This is a genomic window from Agrobacterium sp. A3-95 (genome assembly GCF_053521785.1).
The window spans coordinates 82,409-101,284 of sequence record NZ_JBNWDR010000010.1 but is presented as its reverse complement, the minus strand read 5'-3'; the positions used below and the strand labels follow the sequence as shown (position 1 = coordinate 101,284).

18 protein-coding genes are annotated in these 18,876 nt (G+C 60.0%); 11 read left to right on the top strand and 7 right to left on the bottom strand.

Annotated features, from left to right (window positions below; translation table 11 throughout):
- Positions 1-10: 10 nt before the first annotated feature.
- Both ACQZ5Y_RS23015 and ACQZ5Y_RS23010 read left to right on the top strand, forming a co-directional pair.
- Positions 11-1,240, top strand: coding sequence for a PQQ-dependent sugar dehydrogenase (locus ACQZ5Y_RS23015; RefSeq protein ID WP_013762046.1), 1,230 nt, complete (start codon positions 11-13; stop codon positions 1,238-1,240).
- Positions 1,241-1,326: 86 nt separating this feature from the next.
- Positions 1,327-2,343, top strand: coding sequence for a DNA topoisomerase IB (locus ACQZ5Y_RS23010; protein WP_060641902.1), 1,017 nt, complete (start codon positions 1,327-1,329; stop codon positions 2,341-2,343).
- Between the two features lie 3 nt (positions 2,344-2,346).
- On the opposite strand, the gene ACQZ5Y_RS23005 is transcribed toward ACQZ5Y_RS23010, so the two are convergent.
- Both ACQZ5Y_RS23005 and ACQZ5Y_RS23000 read right to left on the bottom strand, forming a co-directional pair.
- Positions 2,347-3,069: a response regulator transcription factor gene (locus ACQZ5Y_RS23005; RefSeq protein WP_004431697.1), complete on the bottom strand. Its 723-nt coding sequence runs from the start codon at positions 3,067-3,069 to the stop codon at positions 2,347-2,349.
- A gap of 1 nt (position 3,070) precedes the next feature.
- Positions 3,071-4,306: a GAF domain-containing sensor histidine kinase gene (locus tag ACQZ5Y_RS23000; protein ID WP_112959625.1), complete on the bottom strand. Its 1,236-nt coding sequence runs from the start codon at positions 4,304-4,306 to the stop codon at positions 3,071-3,073.
- A gap of 295 nt (positions 4,307-4,601) precedes the next feature.
- Between ACQZ5Y_RS23000 and ACQZ5Y_RS22995 the strand changes: the two genes are divergently transcribed.
- From ACQZ5Y_RS22995 to recX, 6 genes are all read left to right on the top strand, one after another.
- A complete protein-coding gene (locus tag ACQZ5Y_RS22995) occupies positions 4,602-5,618 on the top strand; it encodes an ABC transporter substrate-binding protein (RefSeq protein WP_004431691.1) in 1,017 nt (338 codons plus the stop codon).
- Positions 5,619-5,720: 102 nt separating this feature from the next.
- Entirely contained in the window at positions 5,721-7,184 is a 1,464-nt protein-coding gene (locus ACQZ5Y_RS22990; RefSeq protein WP_013762043.1) for an ATP-binding cassette domain-containing protein, read from the top strand.
- Positions 7,181-8,122, top strand: a complete 942-nt coding sequence (locus ACQZ5Y_RS22985) for an ABC transporter permease (protein WP_004431684.1) — start codon at positions 7,181-7,183, stop codon at positions 8,120-8,122. Before ACQZ5Y_RS22990 ends, ACQZ5Y_RS22985 begins: the two co-directional genes overlap by 4 nt.
- Positions 8,119-9,066 (top strand): ABC transporter permease, encoded by a 948-nt coding sequence (locus tag ACQZ5Y_RS22980; RefSeq protein WP_004431681.1) that lies wholly within the window; start codon positions 8,119-8,121, stop codon positions 9,064-9,066. The genes ACQZ5Y_RS22985 and ACQZ5Y_RS22980 overlap by 4 nt, the downstream gene beginning before the upstream one ends.
- A gap of 35 nt (positions 9,067-9,101) precedes the next feature.
- A complete protein-coding gene (locus ACQZ5Y_RS22975) occupies positions 9,102-10,022 on the top strand; it encodes an SMP-30/gluconolactonase/LRE family protein (RefSeq protein ID WP_111788777.1) in 921 nt (306 codons plus the stop codon).
- Between the two features lie 72 nt (positions 10,023-10,094).
- A complete protein-coding gene (recX, locus tag ACQZ5Y_RS22970) occupies positions 10,095-10,685 on the top strand; it encodes a recombination regulator RecX (RefSeq protein ID WP_013762039.1) in 591 nt (196 codons plus the stop codon).
- 3 nt (positions 10,686-10,688) lie between these two features.
- On the opposite strand, the gene ACQZ5Y_RS22965 is transcribed toward recX, so the two are convergent.
- The 5 genes from ACQZ5Y_RS22965 to ACQZ5Y_RS22945 all read right to left on the bottom strand — a co-directional run bounded on the left by ACQZ5Y_RS22965 (position 10,689) and on the right by ACQZ5Y_RS22945 (position 15,675).
- Complete coding sequence (locus tag ACQZ5Y_RS22965) at positions 10,689-11,099, bottom strand: c-type cytochrome (protein WP_013762038.1); 411 nt, start codon at positions 11,097-11,099, stop codon at positions 10,689-10,691.
- Between the two features lie 92 nt (positions 11,100-11,191).
- Positions 11,192-11,719: a DUF992 domain-containing protein gene (locus ACQZ5Y_RS22960; RefSeq protein WP_004431668.1), complete on the bottom strand. Its 528-nt coding sequence runs from the start codon at positions 11,717-11,719 to the stop codon at positions 11,192-11,194.
- Positions 11,720-11,967: 248 nt separating this feature from the next.
- Complete coding sequence (locus ACQZ5Y_RS22955) at positions 11,968-12,777, bottom strand: ATP-binding cassette domain-containing protein (RefSeq protein ID WP_004431665.1); 810 nt, start codon at positions 12,775-12,777, stop codon at positions 11,968-11,970.
- 34 nt (positions 12,778-12,811) lie between these two features.
- Positions 12,812-14,776 (bottom strand): Fe(3+)-hydroxamate ABC transporter permease FhuB, encoded by a 1,965-nt coding sequence (fhuB, locus tag ACQZ5Y_RS22950; protein WP_004431664.1) that lies wholly within the window; start codon positions 14,774-14,776, stop codon positions 12,812-12,814.
- Positions 14,773-15,675, bottom strand: a complete 903-nt coding sequence (locus ACQZ5Y_RS22945; RefSeq protein WP_174060207.1) for an iron-siderophore ABC transporter substrate-binding protein — start codon at positions 15,673-15,675, stop codon at positions 14,773-14,775. The genes fhuB and ACQZ5Y_RS22945 overlap by 4 nt, the downstream gene beginning before the upstream one ends.
- 347 nt (positions 15,676-16,022) lie before the next feature.
- On the opposite strand from ACQZ5Y_RS22945, the gene ACQZ5Y_RS22940 reads away from it, so the two are divergent.
- From ACQZ5Y_RS22940 to ACQZ5Y_RS22930, 3 genes are all read left to right on the top strand, one after another.
- Positions 16,023-16,286, top strand: coding sequence for a spike base protein, RCAP_Rcc01079 family (locus ACQZ5Y_RS22940; protein WP_065663213.1), 264 nt, complete (start codon positions 16,023-16,025; stop codon positions 16,284-16,286).
- A 210-nt stretch (positions 16,287-16,496) separates the two neighbouring features.
- Positions 16,497-18,152 carry a phosphoethanolamine--lipid A transferase gene (locus ACQZ5Y_RS22935; protein ID WP_174060206.1) on the top strand — a complete coding sequence of 552 codons (1,656 nt, stop codon included), beginning with the start codon at positions 16,497-16,499 and terminating at the stop codon, positions 18,150-18,152.
- A gap of 65 nt (positions 18,153-18,217) precedes the next feature.
- Positions 18,218-18,871 (top strand): response regulator transcription factor, encoded by a 654-nt coding sequence (locus ACQZ5Y_RS22930; RefSeq protein ID WP_004431644.1) that lies wholly within the window; start codon positions 18,218-18,220, stop codon positions 18,869-18,871.
- The last annotated feature ends 5 nt before the right edge of the window (positions 18,872-18,876 follow it).

Below are 18,876 nucleotides of genomic sequence, written 5' to 3'. Positions count from 1 at the left end.
AGGGAGACCCATGTTCCGCAACAACCGATTTCTGAGTTCGACGATGCTATTCGCGCTGCTGGCCGTACCACTTGCCGGCGCCGCCCACGCACAGACCGCCCCGGCTGTCGAGACGAAACGGCCCAATGCGCCGGATCAGAAACCGGCTTTCGAGGGTCAGACCCGTGCGCCGCAAGCCGCCACTCAGCCGGATGTCGAAAAAACCGTCATTGCCGAGGGCCTACCGCATATCTGGTCGATGGAATTCCTGCCCGATGGCCGCATGATCGTAGCGGCCAAGGAAGGCGCAATGCACATCGTCGCAGACGGGAAAGCCAGCCCTGCCATCGCGGGCGTGCCGGAGGTGGCGTCCGACGGACAGGGCGGTCTGCTCGACATCGCGCTGGCTCCCGATTTCGAAACCTCCCGTAAAATCTTCTTCTCTTTTTCCGAGCCACGGGATGGCGGCAACGGCACCTCCGTCGCATCGGCCAAGTTGACCGAAGAGGGTGGAGCAGCAAAACTGGAAGACGTCTCGGTGATCTTCCGCCAGATGCCGACCTATGATGGTGATAAGCATTTCGGCTCCCGCCTGGTCTTCGGCCAGAACAACGAGCTCTACGTCACCGTCGGTGAACGTTCAGACGCAACGCCGCGTGTGCAGGCGCAGGACCTGTCGAGCGGGCTTGGCAAGGTCTTCCGCATTGATGCCGAAGGCAAGGCCTTCGAGGGCAACCCCTTCGCCGGCCAGCAGAACGCCCTCCCCGAGATATGGAGCTATGGCCACCGTAACCTCCAGTCGGCAGCACTGGATGGGCAGGGCAGGCTCTGGACAGTGGAACATGGCCCGAAAGGCGGCGATGAGATGAACCTGCCGAAGGCGGGCCTCAATTATGGCTGGCCGGTCATCACCTACGGTGTCGAATATAGCGGTCGGTCCGTTGGCGAAGGTGCCACCGCCAAGGAAGGCATGGAACAGCCGGTTTATTATTGGGACCCCGTCATCGGCCCGTCCGGCATGGCCTTTTACGACGCCGACCAGATTTCCGAGTGGAAGGGAGCCTTCATCGTAGGCGGTCTGGTGAGCCAGGGCCTCGTCATCCTGCACATTGACGGCGACAAGGTTGCGACGGAAAGCCGATTGCCGCTGGAAGCGCGCATTCGTGATGTGAAAGTGGGTCCGGATGGTGCCGTCTATGCCGTGACCGAAGAGCGCGGTGGCGGCAACTCGCAAATTTTGCGGATCGCCAAGGCCGGCTGAGAAAGTCATGACCGGAACAGCAGGCCGCCGGAACGAAGGCGGCCTGTTTCTCGTTTCCTGCAACCTTAAACCTGCCGGAAAAAACGATGCCACAACCGCCCACCCGCCTTCTTGCCAAAATCGGACTTGCCTATGTCAACGATCAGGAGCCGGGCATAGCCCGAGAAAGGCGCGGGCGCGGTTTTTGTTACCGGTTGCCGGGCGGCGAACTTCTGTCCGATAACGTGGAGTTGAAGCGCATCAAATCGCTCGGCGTCCCGCCTGCCTACAAAGATGTCTGGATATGCATCGACCCATCAGGGCATTTGCAGGCAACGGGCTTTGATGCGCGCGGGCGAAAGCAATATCGTTACCATCCCGACTGGCACGCATTGCGCGGTGAGACGAAGTTCTTTCAGCTGAAAAGCTTCGGCAAGGCGCTGCCCGCCATCCGCCGACGCGCGATGGCTGACATTGCAAAACAGGATCATGGTCAGGACATGACACTGGCGGCCCTGACGCTGCTTCTCGATGCCGCCTATCTGCGCGTCGGCAACCGTTCTTATCTTGAAACCAACGGTACCTATGGCGCAACCACATTGCTCAAGCGCCACGTGTCCTTCGGCGAGACAATCGAACTGCGCTTTGCAGCCAAGGGCGGGCAGAAGGTGAAGCGGCAATTGCGCCACCCGCGCCTTCAAAAAATCCTCGAGGAAATCGCCGATCTGCCCGGCAAGGAGCTGTTTGTCTGGCAGGACAGTGAAAACCGGGTTCACTCCGTCGATTCAAGCGATCTCAACGCCTATCTTTCCCGCGTCGGCGGACAAGGCATTTCCGCCAAGACTTTCCGTACCTGGGGCGGAACGCTTGCGGCCTTCTGTCATGCGATGGAACATGTGGCTGCGGGTGAAAAACCCAGCATCAAGGGTATGTGTCAGGCAGCGGCGACGGAACTGTCCAACACACCCGCCATTTGCCGCAAGAGCTACGTACATCCCGCCGTTCTCGATATAGCAACGGAGGAGAAGGCGCAGAAGAAGCTTGGCCGTATTCTGAAGGTGGGCGCAAAGCCGGTCTCGGGCCTCAGGGCCGATGAAAGACGTCTGCTTGCCTTCCTGCCGTGATAATCAGCGGCCAGTCGCCCATTCGCCCAATTCCCGCTCGGCCCTTTCGAGCGCGCTGTAATTCAACAGCTTGCGCAGGAAAGCGACGGTGACGGCGCGGGTTCGAAGATTATAACGGCCTTCCGCCTCGTCATCACCGGCCGCCTGATGGACGTTCAGCTTTTCGTAGAGGCTTTGCAGCCGGTTCTGCACGCTGCGCAACGAAAGGTTACGGCGGCGCGCAATCGCCTTGTCCGTCAGGCCCAGCGCAACATCAACCAGGATTTCATATTCGGAATCGGTGAAGCCATGCGCCTTGCCAAGGCTTTTTTCCTGTAGGCCGCGCACTTCCCGATCGATCACGCATTGCGCCTCGATGAAGATGCTGCGCAACGCCAGCCGCAACCGGTCGTCAGATGCTGATTTCAGCACGTAGCCATAGGCAGCACCTTCGGGCACGATGCGGGAAACGCCGCGCACATAGGCCTCGTCGGAATAGTTGGACCAGAACAGGATGCGGGTGTCCGGCCGCTCCTTCCAGATGGTGCGCGCCGCCTCTATGCCGTTGCGCTCGTTCATCTGCAAATCCATGACGATATGGGCGGCGCGGTTTTCCCGCGCCAGCTTTTCGCCGGTTCTGCCGTTTGCCGCCTCCAGCACCTTGTCGCATTCCGGCAGGGCGGCTCTCACCGCCTCGTTCAGATAGGCGCGGTGTAGCGCATCGTCCTCAACGATCAGCACGTCCATGTCATATTTCCTCCCGCCGGTCGAAAGCGCCTTCCGGCAACGTCACGGTAATGCGGGTTCCAGCGTCTTTGCCATTGCCACCAATATCGAATCTGGCTGAAATCAGCCGTGCACGCGTCTTCATGTTGCCGATGCCGAGTCCACCAGAGACAGCCCCCTCGCCACGGCCGCTACCGTCATCGCTCACGGTCACCCGTAACCCGCCATCCGTCAACGACAGTGTCACCGCGATCGTTTCCGGCTGCGCGTGACGGATGGCATTGTTGACCGCCTCCTGCACGATGCGGAACAGCGAGATGGCAACGGTCTTGTCGAGTGTTTCCACAAGCCCGTCCGTCTCGTCCGTAACCGACCAGTCGATAGAAGAGCCGCTGTCGCGCACGGAGCGATCCACATAGGTCTCGATGGCCTGCACGACGCCGAACAATTGCAGGATGGAGGGTTTCGCCTCCTCAATGATCTCGCGCAGATCCTGCATGCAGTGCTGCAGGCTGCGCACCACCGGTTCCAGCATCTCGCCCGACACGTCCGATGCGTGGCTCATCCGCTCGATGCGCCGTGCAAGCCGCGTCAGGTCCGCCAGCGTCTGGTCGTGCAAATCCATGCCGATCCGCTGCCGCTCGGCCTCCAGCGCTTCGGTCAATTGCAGGGCACCCAGCCGCAACCCCTCCTCGCGGGCATTGGCGCGCGCCTCCTCGATCGCAGACCGTTTGGCCTGTTCGGCGGCGCGGATGGCGTAAAAATAGGGCGCCAGCAAATCCGCAACCGCGCGGGCATTGGCGACATCCTCCATCGTATAGGCATCCGACTGGTGCGAGGAGCAACTGAGCGCGCCGATAATGTCGCCATGCACCTTCATCGGCACGTGCAGGCGGCTATGCAGATCAAGCTCGATGATCGGGCTGGAAAATGCGCCTTCGAAATGGAAGCGCGGATCGGCGCAGGCATCGCCGCTCAAAAGATATTCCACCTCGCCCGAGAGCACGGAACGGATGGGACTGCCGGACAGAAGGGCGGGCGGCTGGCGGCTCCAGGCGCTTGCCAGACCGCTTTCATAGGCGATGTGAAATTTGTCATCCAGCTGCTTGATGCAGACATCCATGTGGACGTGAGGAATGATATGGGTGATTTCGGTGGCGACCGCCTGAATGATGGCGTTGAATTCGAGCTGCCCGGCGAGCAGCCGCGAAATGCCCATGTAGTGATGGAAAAGAGCGCTTTTCGGCGTATCCAGCATGTGCGGACACCCTCCCAAGCGCCTGCCTTGTCAACTTGTGGCGGCGCGACCTGCCCCGTATCAGCTATTCTGCGCCCGGCGGTGGCATTTCGTCCTGCGGGTTCCCGCATCCTTTCTGCGGAAACCCGCAGGAAGATTGCCGTTATCCGCCTGTACAAGCCAAACCTTCTTGGTCATTCTCGCTTTTACTGGGGAAAGGAGCTCCAGTGCAAAGGAATTCCGCCTGCCGCCGAGGAGATTTGCGGGAAAGCGGGTTCCGAGCTCAAAAAGGGCAAGCCACCAGGGAGGAAAATCAATGGCTTTCAGAAAGATGCTTCTGGCATCGGCCGCTGTCGCATGCGCAGCTTTGCCGATCACCGCTCACGCCGACACCTCGGCTAAAAAAATCGCGCTTTCGAACAATTACGCGGGCAATTCCTGGCGTCAGGCAATGCTGACGAGCTGGGACAAGATCACCAAGCAGGCAGTTGCAGACAAGCAGGTCGCTGCCGCTGACGCCTTCACGACAGCCGAAAATCAGGCGACCGAACAGGCGGCGCAGATCCAGAACCTCATTCTTCAGGGTTACGACGCCATCGTCATCAACGCCGCCTCGCCCACCGCTCTTAACGGTGCTGTCAAGGAAGCCTGCGACGCCGGCATCACCGTCGTCTCGTTCGATGGCATTGTCACCGAGCCCTGCGCCTGGCGCATCGCCGTAGACTTCAAGGCGATGGGTGCAAGCCAGATCGACTATCTCGCCAAGGCGATGCCGAAGGGTGGCAACCTGCTCGAAATCCGCGGCCTCGCGGGCGTTTCGGTGGACGATGAAATCCATGCCGGCATCGTCGACGCCGTCGCCAAGAACCCGCAGTTCAAGATTGTCGGTTCGGTCAATGGCGACTGGGCGCAGGACGTCGCACAGCGCGCTGTCGCCGGCATTCTGCCTAGCCTTCCCGAAGTTGCGGCAGTCGTGACGCAGGGCGGTGACGGTTACGGTGCAGCACAGGCTTTTGCCGCCGCCAAGCGTCCGACACCCACCATCGTCATGGGCAACCGCGAAGACGAGTTGCAATGGTGGAAGCAGCAGAAGGATGCCAGCGGCTACGAGACCATGTCGGTCTCCATCGCCCCCGGTGTTTCCACGCTCGCTTTCTGGGTGGCGCAGCAAATCCTCGACGGCAAGGATGTCAAAAAGGATTTGACCGTACCTTTCCTGCGCATCGATCAGGGCAATCTTGAGGAAAACCTCAAGAACACCCAGAAGGGCGGCGTCGCGAATGTGGAATATTCACAGGAAGACGCCCAGAAGGCCATCGCCTCCGCCAAATAGGCAGGACAATTTCCTGGACAAAAGCGATTGCGGCGCTCCCTGAACGGGCGCCGCAACTGCTACCAATATTATCCAAGTTTCAGATCACTGGCGTGAATGCTCATGAATGACATCATCGAGGCGGAAGAAGTCGTTGCCGCGCGCGGCGTGAAGGTCGTGTTCGGCGCGGTAAGAGCGCTTGATGGGGCCGATCTCGTCATCCGTTCGGGCGAATGCCTGGGGCTCGTCGGCCATAACGGTGCGGGAAAATCCACCATCGTCAACGTCATCAATGGCGGGCTGACGCCGCATGAGGGGTCCATTTCCTATCGCGGCGAACAAGGCCGTCAAGGAATCGCGGCAGCACGCGCCAGCGGCGTTCGCTGCGTGTTTCAGGAATTGTCGCTCTGCCCGAACCTGACGATCAGCGAAAACGTCCGCATCATGCATGCCGCGATGAACGGGCGGAACTGGCGCGGACGTGCCCTCACCATGATCCGGCATACGCTGGACGAGATTTTTCCCGGCCACGGTATCGATTGCGAATTGACGATCGCAGAACTCTCCATCGCCGAGCGGCAGATGGTCGAAATCGCCATCAATTTCTGTCGAACCCCGGATGCGCCGAGACTGGTGATCCTCGATGAACCGACTTCCTCGCTCGATGCCGGTCTTGCGGAACAATTGATGGATTATGTTCGCAGTTTCGTGCGCACCGGCGGCTCCGTGCTGCTGATCTCGCATATTCTCGGCGAGATTCTGTCGACAGCAACCCGCATCGTGGTGATGAAGGACGGCCGAGTGGTCGCTGATCGGGCAGCGGGCGAGTTCACGACGCGCACGCTGGTGGAAGCCATGGGCAGCGTCGTCAAGGAACAGGACAGGCAAAAGGGCGAAAACCGCAAGGCGGGAGAGAAGGTGCTTTCGATGCCGGCGCGCCGGGGCGAAGGCCTCGCCTTCGAGGCTTTCCGCGGTGAAATCATCGGCCTTGCCGGTCTCGGCGGCCACGGGCAGACCGAAGCGCTACTCGATCTCTACCTTGCCCGCAACAGCAGCTGGCTGCCCGCGCGCAAGACCGACATCGCCTTCGTGGCGGGTGATCGCAGTCTGAACGGCACCTTCCCGCTGTGGAGCATCCTCAAAAACCTTTCCATCGCCTCGCTGCGGGATATTTCATCCGCCGGAATGGTGGACAGGGGCAAGGAAACCGAGCTTGGCGCGCAGTGGAAAAAGCGCATCGAAATCCGCACGCCCGACATGGGCAACAAAATCCTTTCGCTCTCCGGCGGCAACCAGCAGAAGGTGCTTTTCGCCCGTGCGCTCGCCACCACGGCCAGCACCGTGCTGATGGACGACCCGATGCGCGGCGTCGATATCGGCACCAAACAGGAGGTCTACGATATCTTGAGAACCGAAGCCTCCCACGGCCGCACCTTCATCTGGTACTCCACCGAGATGGATGAAATCCGCCTTTGCGACCGGGTCTATGTTTTCCGCGACGGCGCCATTCAGGCGGAACTGGTGGGAGAGGACATCACCGAACAGAATGTGCTGGCCGCTTCCTTTTCCGGAGAGGACCACGCATGAAACTCTCCGCCAGTGCCCTTCGTCTCATCATTCCCGCCGCCTCGCTCGCCTTCCTGCTCGCCGCCGTCTTTTACATGCAGCCGCGCGCCATGAGCTATAACGGACTCAACTTGCTGTTCAATCTGGCGGTGCCGATTGCACTTGCCACCATTGCGCAGATGCTGATCATGTCCGTCAACGATCTCGATCTGTCGATGGGTACCTTCGTAAGTTTCTGCGCCTGCGTCACCGCCACCTTCCTGCAAACGACGCCACTGCTCGGTATCGCGATCTTCGCCGGTGCGATTGCGGTTTATGCGATGCTGGGCGCCATCATCCACATCCGCGCCCTGCCCTCAATCGTCGTCACGCTTGGCATGAGCTTTGTCTGGGGCGGCCTTGCCGTTCTCATCCTCCCCTCACCCGGCGGCCAGGCGCCAGCCTTCATCCGGGCGCTGATGACGGCAAAACCGCCGCTCGTGCCAATTGCCATCGTTGCCAGCATCGTGATTGCGGTCGTTGCCCACTACATCGTCATGCGCTCCTCCTTCGGCGTGCTGATGCGCGGCGTCGGCGGTAACTTCCGCTCCGTCGAGCGCTCCGGCTGGTCGGTCATCGGCATACGTGCTGCCACCTTCGCGCTGGCCGGTTTCTTCGCGGTGTTGTCGGGCATAGCGCTCGTCGGGCTGACGACATCGGCAGATGCCAATATCGCGCTTCGCTACACGCTGTTGTCGATTGCCGGCGTTATTCTGGGCGGCGGCGAATTCGTCGGCGGTCGGGTCTCGCCCATCGGTGCTGTCATCGGCGCGCTGACGCTCACCCTTGCCGGCTCGTTCCTGTCATTCATGCGCATTTCGCCGGACTGGCAGATAGGCGCACAAGGGGCGATCCTCATCATCGTGCTGGCGCTCCGCATCCTGCTCAACCGTCTCGAAAAGCGGGAGAAAAACCAATGAACGGGCTTTCGTCTCTCTCGAAAAAACCATGGATCTGGTCGTTCGCCGCAACGGCCGCGGTCTGGATCGTTACCGTCATGTTCACCGGCGGCGCCAGCTCCTTCGGCCTGTCGCACGCAGCCCTGACCTTCGCTGCCTTTTCCGTGATCGTCGGTATCGGCCAGATGTTCGTCATCACGCTCGGGCCGGGTAATATCGACCTCTGCGTTCCCGCCACGATGACGCTATCAGGCACGCTGGCGCTCAAATTCATGGATGTGTCCGATGGTCTCATCCTGCCGGGATTGCTGATCGCCATCCTGATCGGCATCGCCATCGGCATCGGCAACTATACGTTGATCAAGCTTCTGCGCATCCCACCGATCATCGCGACGCTTTCGATGAGCTTCATCGTGCAGTCTATCGCCATCTGGTCCAACCGCGGCCTGCGGATCAAGCCGCCGGAAACACTGGCCACCTTTGCCACGTCGAGCTCTCTCGGCATTCCGAATGTTGCCCTCGTCGCCCTTGTCCTCTCGGTCATCGCCTGGCTGCTGCTCGACCGCACCTTTTACGGACGCTGGATTTCCGCCATCGGCCAGAGCACTTTCGCCGCCCGCATGACCGGCATTCCGGTGGATGGAGCACGCTTCGTCACCTATGTGCTCTGCGCGGTACTGGCGGCGATCGCGGGTTATCTGCTCGCCAGCTTCTCCGGCGGCGCAGCACTCAACATGGGATCGGAATATCTGCTGATGTCCATCGCGGTGGTGGTGATCGGCGGCACGGCGGTTGCGGGCGGCGATTCCAACGTACCCGGTATCTGGGGCGCTTCGCTGTTCATGTTCCTGGTGGTCTCGATGCTGAACACCTATGGTTTCGGCGCGGGCATCCGCCTCATCCTCACCGGCCTCATCATCATTTCCGTCATTCTTCTGGCAAGCGGCCCCAAGGCCACACGCTGAACCCCGAACGAAAAGCCCTCAAGCGGACCACGCTCATGACCACAGACAACGCCTCCCCTTACGAAATCCACGATGAACGCTTCCGCCTTCTGATCGTCGGCAATGCGGAACTGGAAGAGCTTTATTCCGGCTGCCGCTGGGCGGAAGGCCCGGTGTGGTTTTCCGATCTGAACTGCCTGCTGTTCAGCGACATTCCCAATGAGCGCATGCTGCGCTGGGTGCCGGATGGCGGGATTTCGGTATTCCGCCACCCCTCCAACTTCACCAATGGCAATACGCGCGACCGGCAGGGACGGCTGGTTTCCTGCGAACATGGCGGCCGTCGCGTCACCCGCACCGAAGTCGACGGCTCGATCACCGTTCTTGCCGACAGCTACGGCGGCAAGCGGCTGAACTCGCCTAATGACGTGGTGGTGAAATCCGATGGCAGCGTCTGGTTCACCGACCCCACTTATGGCATTCTTTCCGATTATGAGGGCTACAAGGCAGAACCCGAACAGAAGACGCGCAATGTTTACCGGCTCGACCCCGCGACCGGTGAAATCAAGATCGCCATCGATGACTTCGTGCAGCCAAACGGTCTGGCTTTCTCGCCTGATGAAACCAAGCTCTATGTCGCAGACAGTTCCTACAGCCATGATGTATCCCGCCCACGACATATCCGCGTTTTCGATGTCGTGGACGGCGTGAAGCTCACAAACGGCCGGGAATTCTGCAATCTCGACAATGGCTTGCCTGATGGATTCCGTCTGGATACAGCTGGCAATCTCTGGACCAGTGCCGGCGATGGCGTGCACTGCTTTTCGCCTGACGGTACGCTGCTTGGCAAAATCAAGGTGCCGCAGACGGTCGCAAACCTCACCTTCGGCGGCCCGAAGAAAAACCGCCTGTTCATCACCGCAACGAAATCGCTCTATTCGGTCTACGTCGCCGCAACCGGCGCGCAGACGCCGTGAGACGCTGCAAAACCGGAGGGCGTGTAGCAGACAGGAACTGGCAAGACGGCTTCGCTGCGCTATAAAAGCGGGATGAACGATGATTCCAGCCCCTTCCTGACCGACGACATGGCACTGGATGGCGAAACGCAGGCCATCGAACCCACCAGCCGCATGCTGTCATGGGCGCGCAATTCCGCTCTCTACCGGCTGGAACAGCGCATGATGACGGAAAAGCAGTTGCGCGATGCGATCACCCGCAAGGCGCGGGAAAAATTCGAGGATATCAGCCCCGCTCAGATAAAGGCCCTTGGCGAATTCGCCGTGACCTTCGCCTATGGCATCAAGGCGCTCGACGATACGGCTTATGCAGAAATTGCCGTGCGAAGTGGCCAGCGCAGCGGCAAGTCGAAGCGCGGGCTTGCGCAAAAACTTCAGATCAAGGGCATTGATCGGGAAACGGCCGCAGTCGCACTGCAGGAAACCAACGATCTGGTGGCGGCCGTCATCTTTGCGCGCAAGCGCGCCTTCGGCCCCTTTCGCCGTGTCGAGCTTGATGAAAAACGCAAGTCGAAGGAATTTTCCGCATTCGCCCGCAACGGCTTCGGCTTCGAAATCGGCGCGAAGGTGATGGCGATGACGGTGGAAGAGGCAGAAGAGATTGTTTCGGAAGCACCGCTTTAAGGGTTATTGCGGCATCGGATGCGTTTTCAGATAGGCGATCAGATCCGCAATATCCGTTTCGCTCCACAGCCCGAAAAAGCGCATCGAGGTTCCAGGGATCGCCTTTTTTGGGCTCGAGATAAAACTTTGCAGCTCCTCCTCCGTCCACACCCGACCCGCGGCACCGGCATCCTTCAGCGCCTGCGAATAATGGCCGTAATCAGCTACGGAGGCTATCGGCCTGCCCACCACGCCCATCAGATGCGGTCCCATGCGGGTGCGCGGCGCATCGATGCTGTGGCAGGTGGAACAGCGGCTGAAAACTTTTTCCCCGTGCACCGCATCGCCTTCGGCCAATGCCGGCGCAGCAATACAGAGGAAAAAAGCCATTGAAGCCGGAAGCGTTCTGAATGCCGAGATCATCATGCCCCGCATAATACAACGCCCTCCCCGTCTGACAACGAAGAGGGCGTTTTTTGACATGCGACAGAATGCCCGGCGTTATAAGCCGGGCAGTACGTCGATGATCAGTTCATCGCAGTGAGCGTCACGGATGTACCGGTTGCGGCGAGGTTGAGGCCAACCTGACCCGTCACGCTGACCGTCTGAAGCTGGATGGAGCCCGAGGTGCCGCCAACGAGGATGTTGGTGCCAACGCCGAGGCCAACGGTTACTTCAGCCGTGGCGCCCTGATAAAGGCCACCGAGCGAACCACGGTGGTAACCCGCTGTCGGGGCGAAAACGGCCCAGACCAGACGGCCCTGCGTGGTGAAGCCAAGGTCAACGCCCATCTTGCGGATGGCGCCGGTATAATGGTCGGTGCGACGCGCGCCCATGGTGGACTGGAAGGTGCAATCCAGTTCCTTGGCCGAGCCGATTACGTAACCGACGCCACCGCCGATATCGCAGGTGAGGTAACCGATCTTGACGCCATTGCGTTCGTCCTGCTCCTGCGGAGCCGGCTCATATCTTGCAAGGTCGGCAGCGAGTGCGGACACGGTTCCACCGAGACCCATCGTCAATGCGGCAAAAGTTACGGCAACAGCCTTTTTCATCTGATTTTCTCCTGTTTTATTCCTACCCGCAGCAGCCCTTCTTGCCCTCTCCGGATATTGAATTCCGCACTGTTAACGTTTGTTCCCCGAAATCGATCCAAAACAACTGAATTGGGTGCAAGGAAAGCAAAACGGTTAACAATGTCTACTGGCGGTAGGATGCCATTAAGACATTGTTAGGGCGGGAAACGCCTGCGGAATTCCTGTTAAAGGCGAGTACGTCAGGGCGTTGTTTTGCTGCAACGATGTCAAAGCGGCAGTGCTACGGGAAAGCCGGTCGCAGCATGGGTCATGACATCCATACGGACGCCATAGATACGCTCCAGCGTTTCCGGCGTCATGATTTCGTTCGGCGTTCCCCTTGCGATAAGCCTACCGGAATGCAGTGCGACGATCTCATCGCAGAACCGCGCCGCCATGTTGACATCGTGCAGCACCACGATGACGCCGAGACCCTTTTCCCGCGACAGTCTTTGCACCAGCGAGAGAACCTCGAGCTGGTGTGCCATGTCGAGCGCCGATATGGGTTCGTCGAGAAGCAGGCTTTCGGCGTTCTGGGCAACCAGCATGGCCAGCCACACGCGCTGGCGCTCCCCGCCGGAAAGCGTGTCCACCAGCCGGTCCCTGAAGGCCACGGTGTCGGTCAGCTCTATAGCCTCGTCCACCCTCTCCTGATCCGCCTTGGTGAATTGGCCGAGCGCGCCGTGCCAGGGGTAACGGCCAAGCGCCACCAGTTCCTTGGCCAGCATGCCGGACGCAGCCGGCGTATATTGCGGAAGATAGGCGAGCTTTCGCGCAAATTCGCGGTTGCCCCAGCTCCCCAGCGGCTGCCCCTCGAACGACACCTTGCCCGCCGTCGGCTCGTGCATGCGCGCGAGAATCTTAAGCAGCGTCGATTTTCCCGAACCGTTATGGCCGATAAGACCGATGGTCTTGCCGGTGGCAAAGCTTGCCGTCAGCGGATGCAGCAATGTCCTGCCCGGAACCTCCATGGTTACCGCTTCCAGAAAGAAAAGCGGGATATCGTCGTAATCTACGGCAGGTGCGGCCTGACCCATTGTTCTCATCTCCGTAAATCGTTCAGAAAAATCATCATCGCCTGCCTGAAAGCCAGATCAGATAGGGCGCACCGGCCAGAGCCGCAAAAAGCCCAAGCGGCAACTCGTAAGGAAAGGTCACGGTTCTTGCCCCGAGATCGGAAAGCGCCATCAGCACCGCACCGAACAGGAACGATGCAAACAGGTGGTCGCGCGGTGTGGTGAAACCGGCCCGAAGCGCAATGTGCGGTGCCATCAACCCGACGAAGCTCAGCGGACCGACCAGCAGTGAGGCCGCACCGGTGGCAATGCCGGCCACGGCGATGACTGCAATACGCGCCGTAGCGAGCGGCAGACCTAGTGAGAGCGGCACATCCCGGCCAAGCGGCAGGATCACCAGCCAGCGCGTCACCGACAGGGCAGCGGCCAGGAGCACGACGGAAAGCACCGCAAGAAAGATCGCCGAACCTGATGTCGCCGTCGAACCCGAGCCGCTGAGCCAGGAGAGAATTTGCCAGGCCCGCTGATCACCAATGGCAAGCAGTGCCGAAAGTACCGCCGAGCAGAGCGAACTGATGGCAATGCCGGCGAGCAGTATTTTTTCAGGCGCCAGATGCCGGCGCACCGAAAAGAACAGAACGAGCATCATGACGGCTGCCGAGCCGAGGCCGGCGCCGCAAAACAGTTCGAACAGCCCGGCGGCCGGAAAGAGCGTGATGGCGGCGGCAAAACCAAGACCCGCGCCACCGCTGACGCCGATCACCTCCGGGCTTGCCATGGGATTTCCGGTCAGCCGCTGCAGAAGCGCGCCCGCCATCGCCAATAAACCACCGGCAGCACAAGCCGCCATCAACCGCGGCCAACGAAAGGGCAGAAGGCTTTGCAGGTCGCCAGCTTTCAGCACCGTCCAGCCCTCCGGCCCCTTGCCGATGGCGAGGGCTGCAAAAACCAGCCCGGCCATGATGACAAGCACCGGCAGCAGGGAGGCAAGCCTGCGTCTGATCGCGAGATCGCCGCCCTCATTGCGATGGATATTCGTAGGCGGGATTTTCGGCAGCAGCCAAAGCAGCAAAGGCCCGCCGATGAGAGCCGTGACCGCACCCGTCGGAAACACTTCCGCTGTCGTACTCGCCAGAAGCTGCACGAGACCGTCGCAGAACCAGAGCAGCAGACCGCCCAGAAGCGGCGAAACGAACAGCACGGAAGATGCACGTCGCACACCCAGCGCACGGGTAAGCGCAGGTGCTGCAAGTCCGATAAAACTGACGAGACCGACGGCGGCGGCGACGAATGCCGACAGCATCACGGCGACGGCAGCCACCGCCAGCCTGATCGAAAAGAGCGATACGCCGAGCGATCGCGCACTGGAATCGCTGAGACCCAGAACCGTCAATGGCCTTATCAGTAGCCCGGTGAGAACCAGACCAGCGAGAAGTTGGGCGGCAAGCAGAAACGCATTCGACCAGTCCTGCTGGCTGAGGGAACCGCCATTCCAGACCACAAGCGACATTAGATATTCGCCTCGTGCAAGCGTCAGCGCGGCGGCAACGGAAGCGGCGGTGATGCCGACCAGCAGTCCCGACACCACCATGGTGACGGGCTCGAAGGACCGCCGCCAGCCGAGAAGAAACACCACGGAGGCCGCAGCGGTACCGCCGGCGAGCGCCACCCATGCGCGGTTGCCATCCAGCACCGAGGGGAAGAACAGGGTCGCGATGACGATTGCCAGCTGGGCGCCGGCAGAGATGCCAAGGGTGGAGGGGTCGGCAATCGGATTGCGCAGCAATTGCTGGAAAAGCGCACCCGACAATCCCAGCATCGCCCCCGCAAGAATGGCAACCGCCACACGCGGCATCAGGCTGAAGGCGAAAATGACCTGATCCATCGACATGGACGCGGCATCGAACGGCAGGCCGGGCCAAGCGCCGAGGGGTAACCGCAGCAATCCGGCATGCAGGGAAAGCCCGCAGGCCAGAAGAAAGACGAGGCCGAAGAAAAGCTGGAGAGGCCGTGCCGTCACAATGCCTCTCCGTGGGTTGCCAGAGCCTCGGTCAAAAGCCGCGCAAAACGCATGGCTGCGGTGATACCGCCATAGGGGCTGACATTACCGAGGGTGACCACCCGGTTTTCCCGCACGGCCGGAAGCGCACGCCAGATGGCACTGTTGCGCAGGCTCTCGCGGGCCTCCACCGGAACATCCGAAACAATGACGATGCGTGCATCGGCCACGTCGGCTAGATTTTCGAGCGGAACCGGGGCGGCGAAGGTGAACTGCGAACGATCTACCCAGGCGTTGGTCAGCCCCAGCCGGCCAAGAATATCGCCGAACATGCTGTCTTCACCGAAGGCGCGGAAATGCCGGGCATCGCCGATGTTGATCACATAAGTCGGCCGCGACGCAAAACCTGCCAGGCGCGTCCGCATGGCTTGCAGCGCGAGGCGTGCCTCGTCCAGAACCTTGCGGGCTTCGTCAGCCCTGCCCAGCTTTTCGCCAAGTGCCGAGACCGCGGCAAGCGACTTTTCAAACGGCGGCTCGCCCTTCACGTAAAATGGCAATGAAAACACCGGCGCTATCGCTTCCAGCCGGCCGGTATAACGCGTGTAGAAAGGTGAAATGAGGATGAGGTCGGGCCGCGTCAGTTGCAGAAGCTCAAAATTCGGCGCGCCGCGCAGACCAAGATCAGAGACGGTTTCAGGAATTTCCGGCTCGACAGCACCTGCCCTGAACTGGATGAGTTCAGTTGCGGCAACCGGCATGATACCGAGCGCGACGGAGGTTTCCAGCATGGCCCAGTCGATCGCGGCAAGACGCGGCGTCACCGCCGCCCGCGCCTTGCCCGCAAGAGCCGAAGCGGCAAGCAGCCCCAGAAATTCCCGCCGCCCCCAACCGGAAGACATCAATCGATCTCTGCGCTTCATGCCCCTGCTGCTTCACTTGATATGCGTTATCACCGATGGGTCAGCTTGCCCGCAACGGTTCTTCCGTCACCGTAATACCATCCGAAAGTGGAGCAACTAGAAATATATTCTTTATCAGTCAAGTTTTACGACAATGCGCGATCCCGGGGATAAAAATTCGCCGCCATCCGCTTGGCCGACAGGAATGGCGATACGGCCAACCCCATGAAATTGCGTAAGGACCATAAGTCTTTCCGGCTGAGCCCGGTGCAGGACCGGAGCCTGCGCCGACATTTGCTTCCCCGCTTGTCCCCGTCACCCCGGCTCACCGCATAATCACGGCGGATTTTGATTTACGGGAGACCACAATGGCTGAGACTTACACACATCATAGCGCCGGCCTCGAATCACCGGCGTCCCACGGTTTCGACATCGTTCCCGATGATAACAACCCGCTACCGTCAGTCACACGTGCCATTTATGTCGGCAATGGCGGGCAGCTATGCCTAACCCTGCTGTCCGGGGCGACGGTGACCTTCCAGAACCTGCCTGCGGGCAGCGTGCTACCGGTCCGGGCCACGCGCGTGTTTTCAATGCGCACCACGGCGACAGGCCTCGTCGGGCTGAATTAATTGATATCCGCTCGAGAGCTTGGTCATCGACATGAACACGTGCACCGCCGCATGGAGCGCGGCGCAACATGACAGATTCATGACAATCATTCAGGTTGATGTCAGCTAAATGATGCAACCGCCATCCACTGGCCTCTGAGGCAATTTAAATACGGGCGTTCGCACTTTCATTGCTGATGCCCGCCGTTCTGAATCTGGTGGGACCTGATAGTGGCGCTTTTTACCGCGAAAACGACTGGGACTGTAACTCTTCGTCCGGAAATAGGCAGCGTGCCGCTCTGTCTGCTGACGGGAGCCTATCTGCTGTTTTTTACAAACCAGACGTTCTGGTCGAAGGTTCACACCTATCTTTCCGCCTATCCGGTCGCCATCGTTGGGCTTTATGTCGCCATAGCGGCGCTTTTCGGTGCGCTCATCACCATTTTTTCCGCCAAATATCTCATCAAGCCGTTTCTTATCTTGCTGATATTCGCGGCCGCGGCAGCTTCATGGTTCATGGACCGCTACGGCATCATCATCGACAGCGACATGATCCGCAACGCCGTGGAGACCACGCGGGCGGAAGCGGGCAATCTGATGACACCTGGCCTTTTCTGGCATCTGACCATCTATGGGCTGGTGCCGTCGCTCGTCATCGCCGCCGTCCGGGTTCGGCATCGGCCGATCATCGACAAGCTGCTGTGGAACACCGTCAGCATCCTGATCTGCCTCACCGTTGCCGGCATCATCAGCTTTGCGAATTCCAAAACATTCACCACCGCCGTGCGCCAGCACAAGGATATCGTCAAAAGCGTCAATCCCTTGTCGCCGATCATATCCACCATTCACTATCTGACGCAGGCGGAAAAGGAAGCTGACATACAGGTGAGCCCGATCGGCAAGGATGCGAAAATCCTGCCGGCGCTGGGTGGCATCCACAAGCCACGCATCACCGTCATCGTGGCTGGTGAGACCGCGCGCGCCGCGAACTTTTCCCTGAACGGCTATGGGCGCGACACCAACCCGGAACTGGCAAAGCGCGACGTGATCTATTTCCCTGATACAACCAGCTGCGGCACTGCGACGGCGATTTCCATTCCCTGCATGTTCTCGAAATTCCCGCGTTCTGAGTATAGCCACAACAAGGCGCTCGCCAACGAGAACGTCATGGATGTTCTTGTCCATGCCGGTGTCGGTGCAACCTGGCTGGACAACAACACCGGCAGCAAGAACGTGGCCGACCGCATTCCCTTTTTCGACCTGCCTTCCACCAACGACACCCGCTTCTGCACTGGCGGAGAATGCCGCGACGATATCTTCTTCGACAAGCTCGACGCATGGCTCGATAACGTCAAGAAGGACAGTGTCATCGTGTTGCACCAGATGGGCAGCCATGGGCCGACCTACTATCTGCGTTACACCGACGAATTCCGGAAGTTCACCCCGGACTGTCGAACCGCTGAGCTTGGCAATTGCACGGACGCGCAAATCGTGAATTCCTATGACAACACGCTTCTCTACACCGATCATTTCCTGTCGACCGTGATCGACAAGCTGAAGGCACGTTCCAACACGCTGGCAACGGGGATGATCTACGCCTCTGACCATGGTGAATCGCTTGGCGAAAACGGCGTCTATCTGCACGGCGCACCCTATCTGCTGGCACCCGACCAGCAGACCCATGTGCCGTTTCTCGTCTGGTTCGATGATGATTTCGCCAAATCTATGGGGCTGGATCGCGCCTGCCTTGCAAAAGGCGCAGCAAAGGGCGGGCGCTCGCACGACAATTATTTCCACAGTATCCTTGGAATGATGAACGTCTCCACCTCCGTCTACGATTCCGCGCAGGACGTGTTCGGCGGCTGCACCCAGCGCCAGAATAGCTGAACATACAGTGCTTGACGCTTATCCCGTGAAAGCGATACGCAAGACGACGCGATAAAGGAGCTGTCTTGCGGGTTCTGCTTGTTGAAGACGATCATGTGCTGGGAGAGGCGCTGCGAGACCATGTCGCCGCGGCAGGCCACGCCGTCGACTGGTTTAAGTTGCTCGACGACGCCACGGCGGCGACGCTGACCATGGCTTACGGGCTCATCCTGCTCGACATGCGGCTGCCGGACGGCGATGGCATCACCCTTTTGCAATCACTGCGCAACCGAGACGACTCGACGCCGGTGATCATTCTGACGGCGCACGACCAAGTATCCGACCGGATTGCCGGACTGAATGCCGGAGCGGACGACTATCTGGTCAAGCCCTTCGATCTCAACGAGCTTTCGGCACGCATGCTGGCGGTCTCGCGTCGTTACGAGGGGCGCTCCGCCCCCGTCATTCGCCTGCCCGGCATCGAAATCAACCAGGTGGCGCGCAATATCGTCGTTGACGGAACAGCGCAAACGCTCAGCGCCAGAGAATGGGCCGTGCTGGAAAAGCTGGTCGAGCATCCCGGTGCGGTCGTCTCGAAATCTCAACTGCACGATACGCTCTACGAATTCGGCGCGGAAATAGAAAGCAATACCGTCGAGGTCTATATCAGCCGGCTGCGCAAGAAGATCGGCCATGACCGCGTCGAGACCGTGCGCGGCGTCGGCTACACCATCAGGTAGACAGA

What these genes read in the sequence shown, in the direction of transcription:
- ACQZ5Y_RS23015 (WP_013762046.1), top strand. Translation starts at nt 11, where the DNA reads ATGTTCCGCAACAACCGATTTCTGAGTTCGACGATGCTATTCGCGCTG.
- ACQZ5Y_RS23010 (WP_060641902.1), top strand. Translation starts at nt 1,327, where the DNA reads ATGCCACAACCGCCCACCCGCCTTCTTGCCAAAATCGGACTTGCCTAT.
- ACQZ5Y_RS23005 (WP_004431697.1), bottom strand. Translation starts at nt 3,069, where the DNA reads ATGGACGTGCTGATCGTTGAGGACGATGCGCTACACCGCGCCTATCTG.
- ACQZ5Y_RS23000 (WP_112959625.1), bottom strand. Translation starts at nt 4,306, where the DNA reads ATGCTGGATACGCCGAAAAGCGCTCTTTTCCATCACTACATGGGCATT.
- ACQZ5Y_RS22995 (WP_004431691.1), top strand. Translation starts at nt 4,602, where the DNA reads ATGGCTTTCAGAAAGATGCTTCTGGCATCGGCCGCTGTCGCATGCGCA.
- ACQZ5Y_RS22990 (WP_013762043.1), top strand. Translation starts at nt 5,721, where the DNA reads ATGAATGACATCATCGAGGCGGAAGAAGTCGTTGCCGCGCGCGGCGTG.
- ACQZ5Y_RS22985 (WP_004431684.1), top strand. Translation starts at nt 7,181, where the DNA reads ATGAAACTCTCCGCCAGTGCCCTTCGTCTCATCATTCCCGCCGCCTCG.
- ACQZ5Y_RS22980 (WP_004431681.1), top strand. Translation starts at nt 8,119, where the DNA reads ATGAACGGGCTTTCGTCTCTCTCGAAAAAACCATGGATCTGGTCGTTC.
- ACQZ5Y_RS22975 (WP_111788777.1), top strand. Translation starts at nt 9,102, where the DNA reads ATGACCACAGACAACGCCTCCCCTTACGAAATCCACGATGAACGCTTC.
- recX (WP_013762039.1), top strand. Translation starts at nt 10,095, where the DNA reads ATGAACGATGATTCCAGCCCCTTCCTGACCGACGACATGGCACTGGAT.
- ACQZ5Y_RS22965 (WP_013762038.1), bottom strand. Translation starts at nt 11,099, where the DNA reads ATGCGGGGCATGATGATCTCGGCATTCAGAACGCTTCCGGCTTCAATG.
- ACQZ5Y_RS22960 (WP_004431668.1), bottom strand. Translation starts at nt 11,719, where the DNA reads ATGAAAAAGGCTGTTGCCGTAACTTTTGCCGCATTGACGATGGGTCTC.
- ACQZ5Y_RS22955 (WP_004431665.1), bottom strand. Translation starts at nt 12,777, where the DNA reads ATGGGTCAGGCCGCACCTGCCGTAGATTACGACGATATCCCGCTTTTC.
- ACQZ5Y_RS22945 (WP_174060207.1), bottom strand. Translation starts at nt 15,675, where the DNA reads ATGAAGCGCAGAGATCGATTGATGTCTTCCGGTTGGGGGCGGCGGGAA.
- ACQZ5Y_RS22940 (WP_065663213.1), top strand. Translation starts at nt 16,023, where the DNA reads ATGGCTGAGACTTACACACATCATAGCGCCGGCCTCGAATCACCGGCG.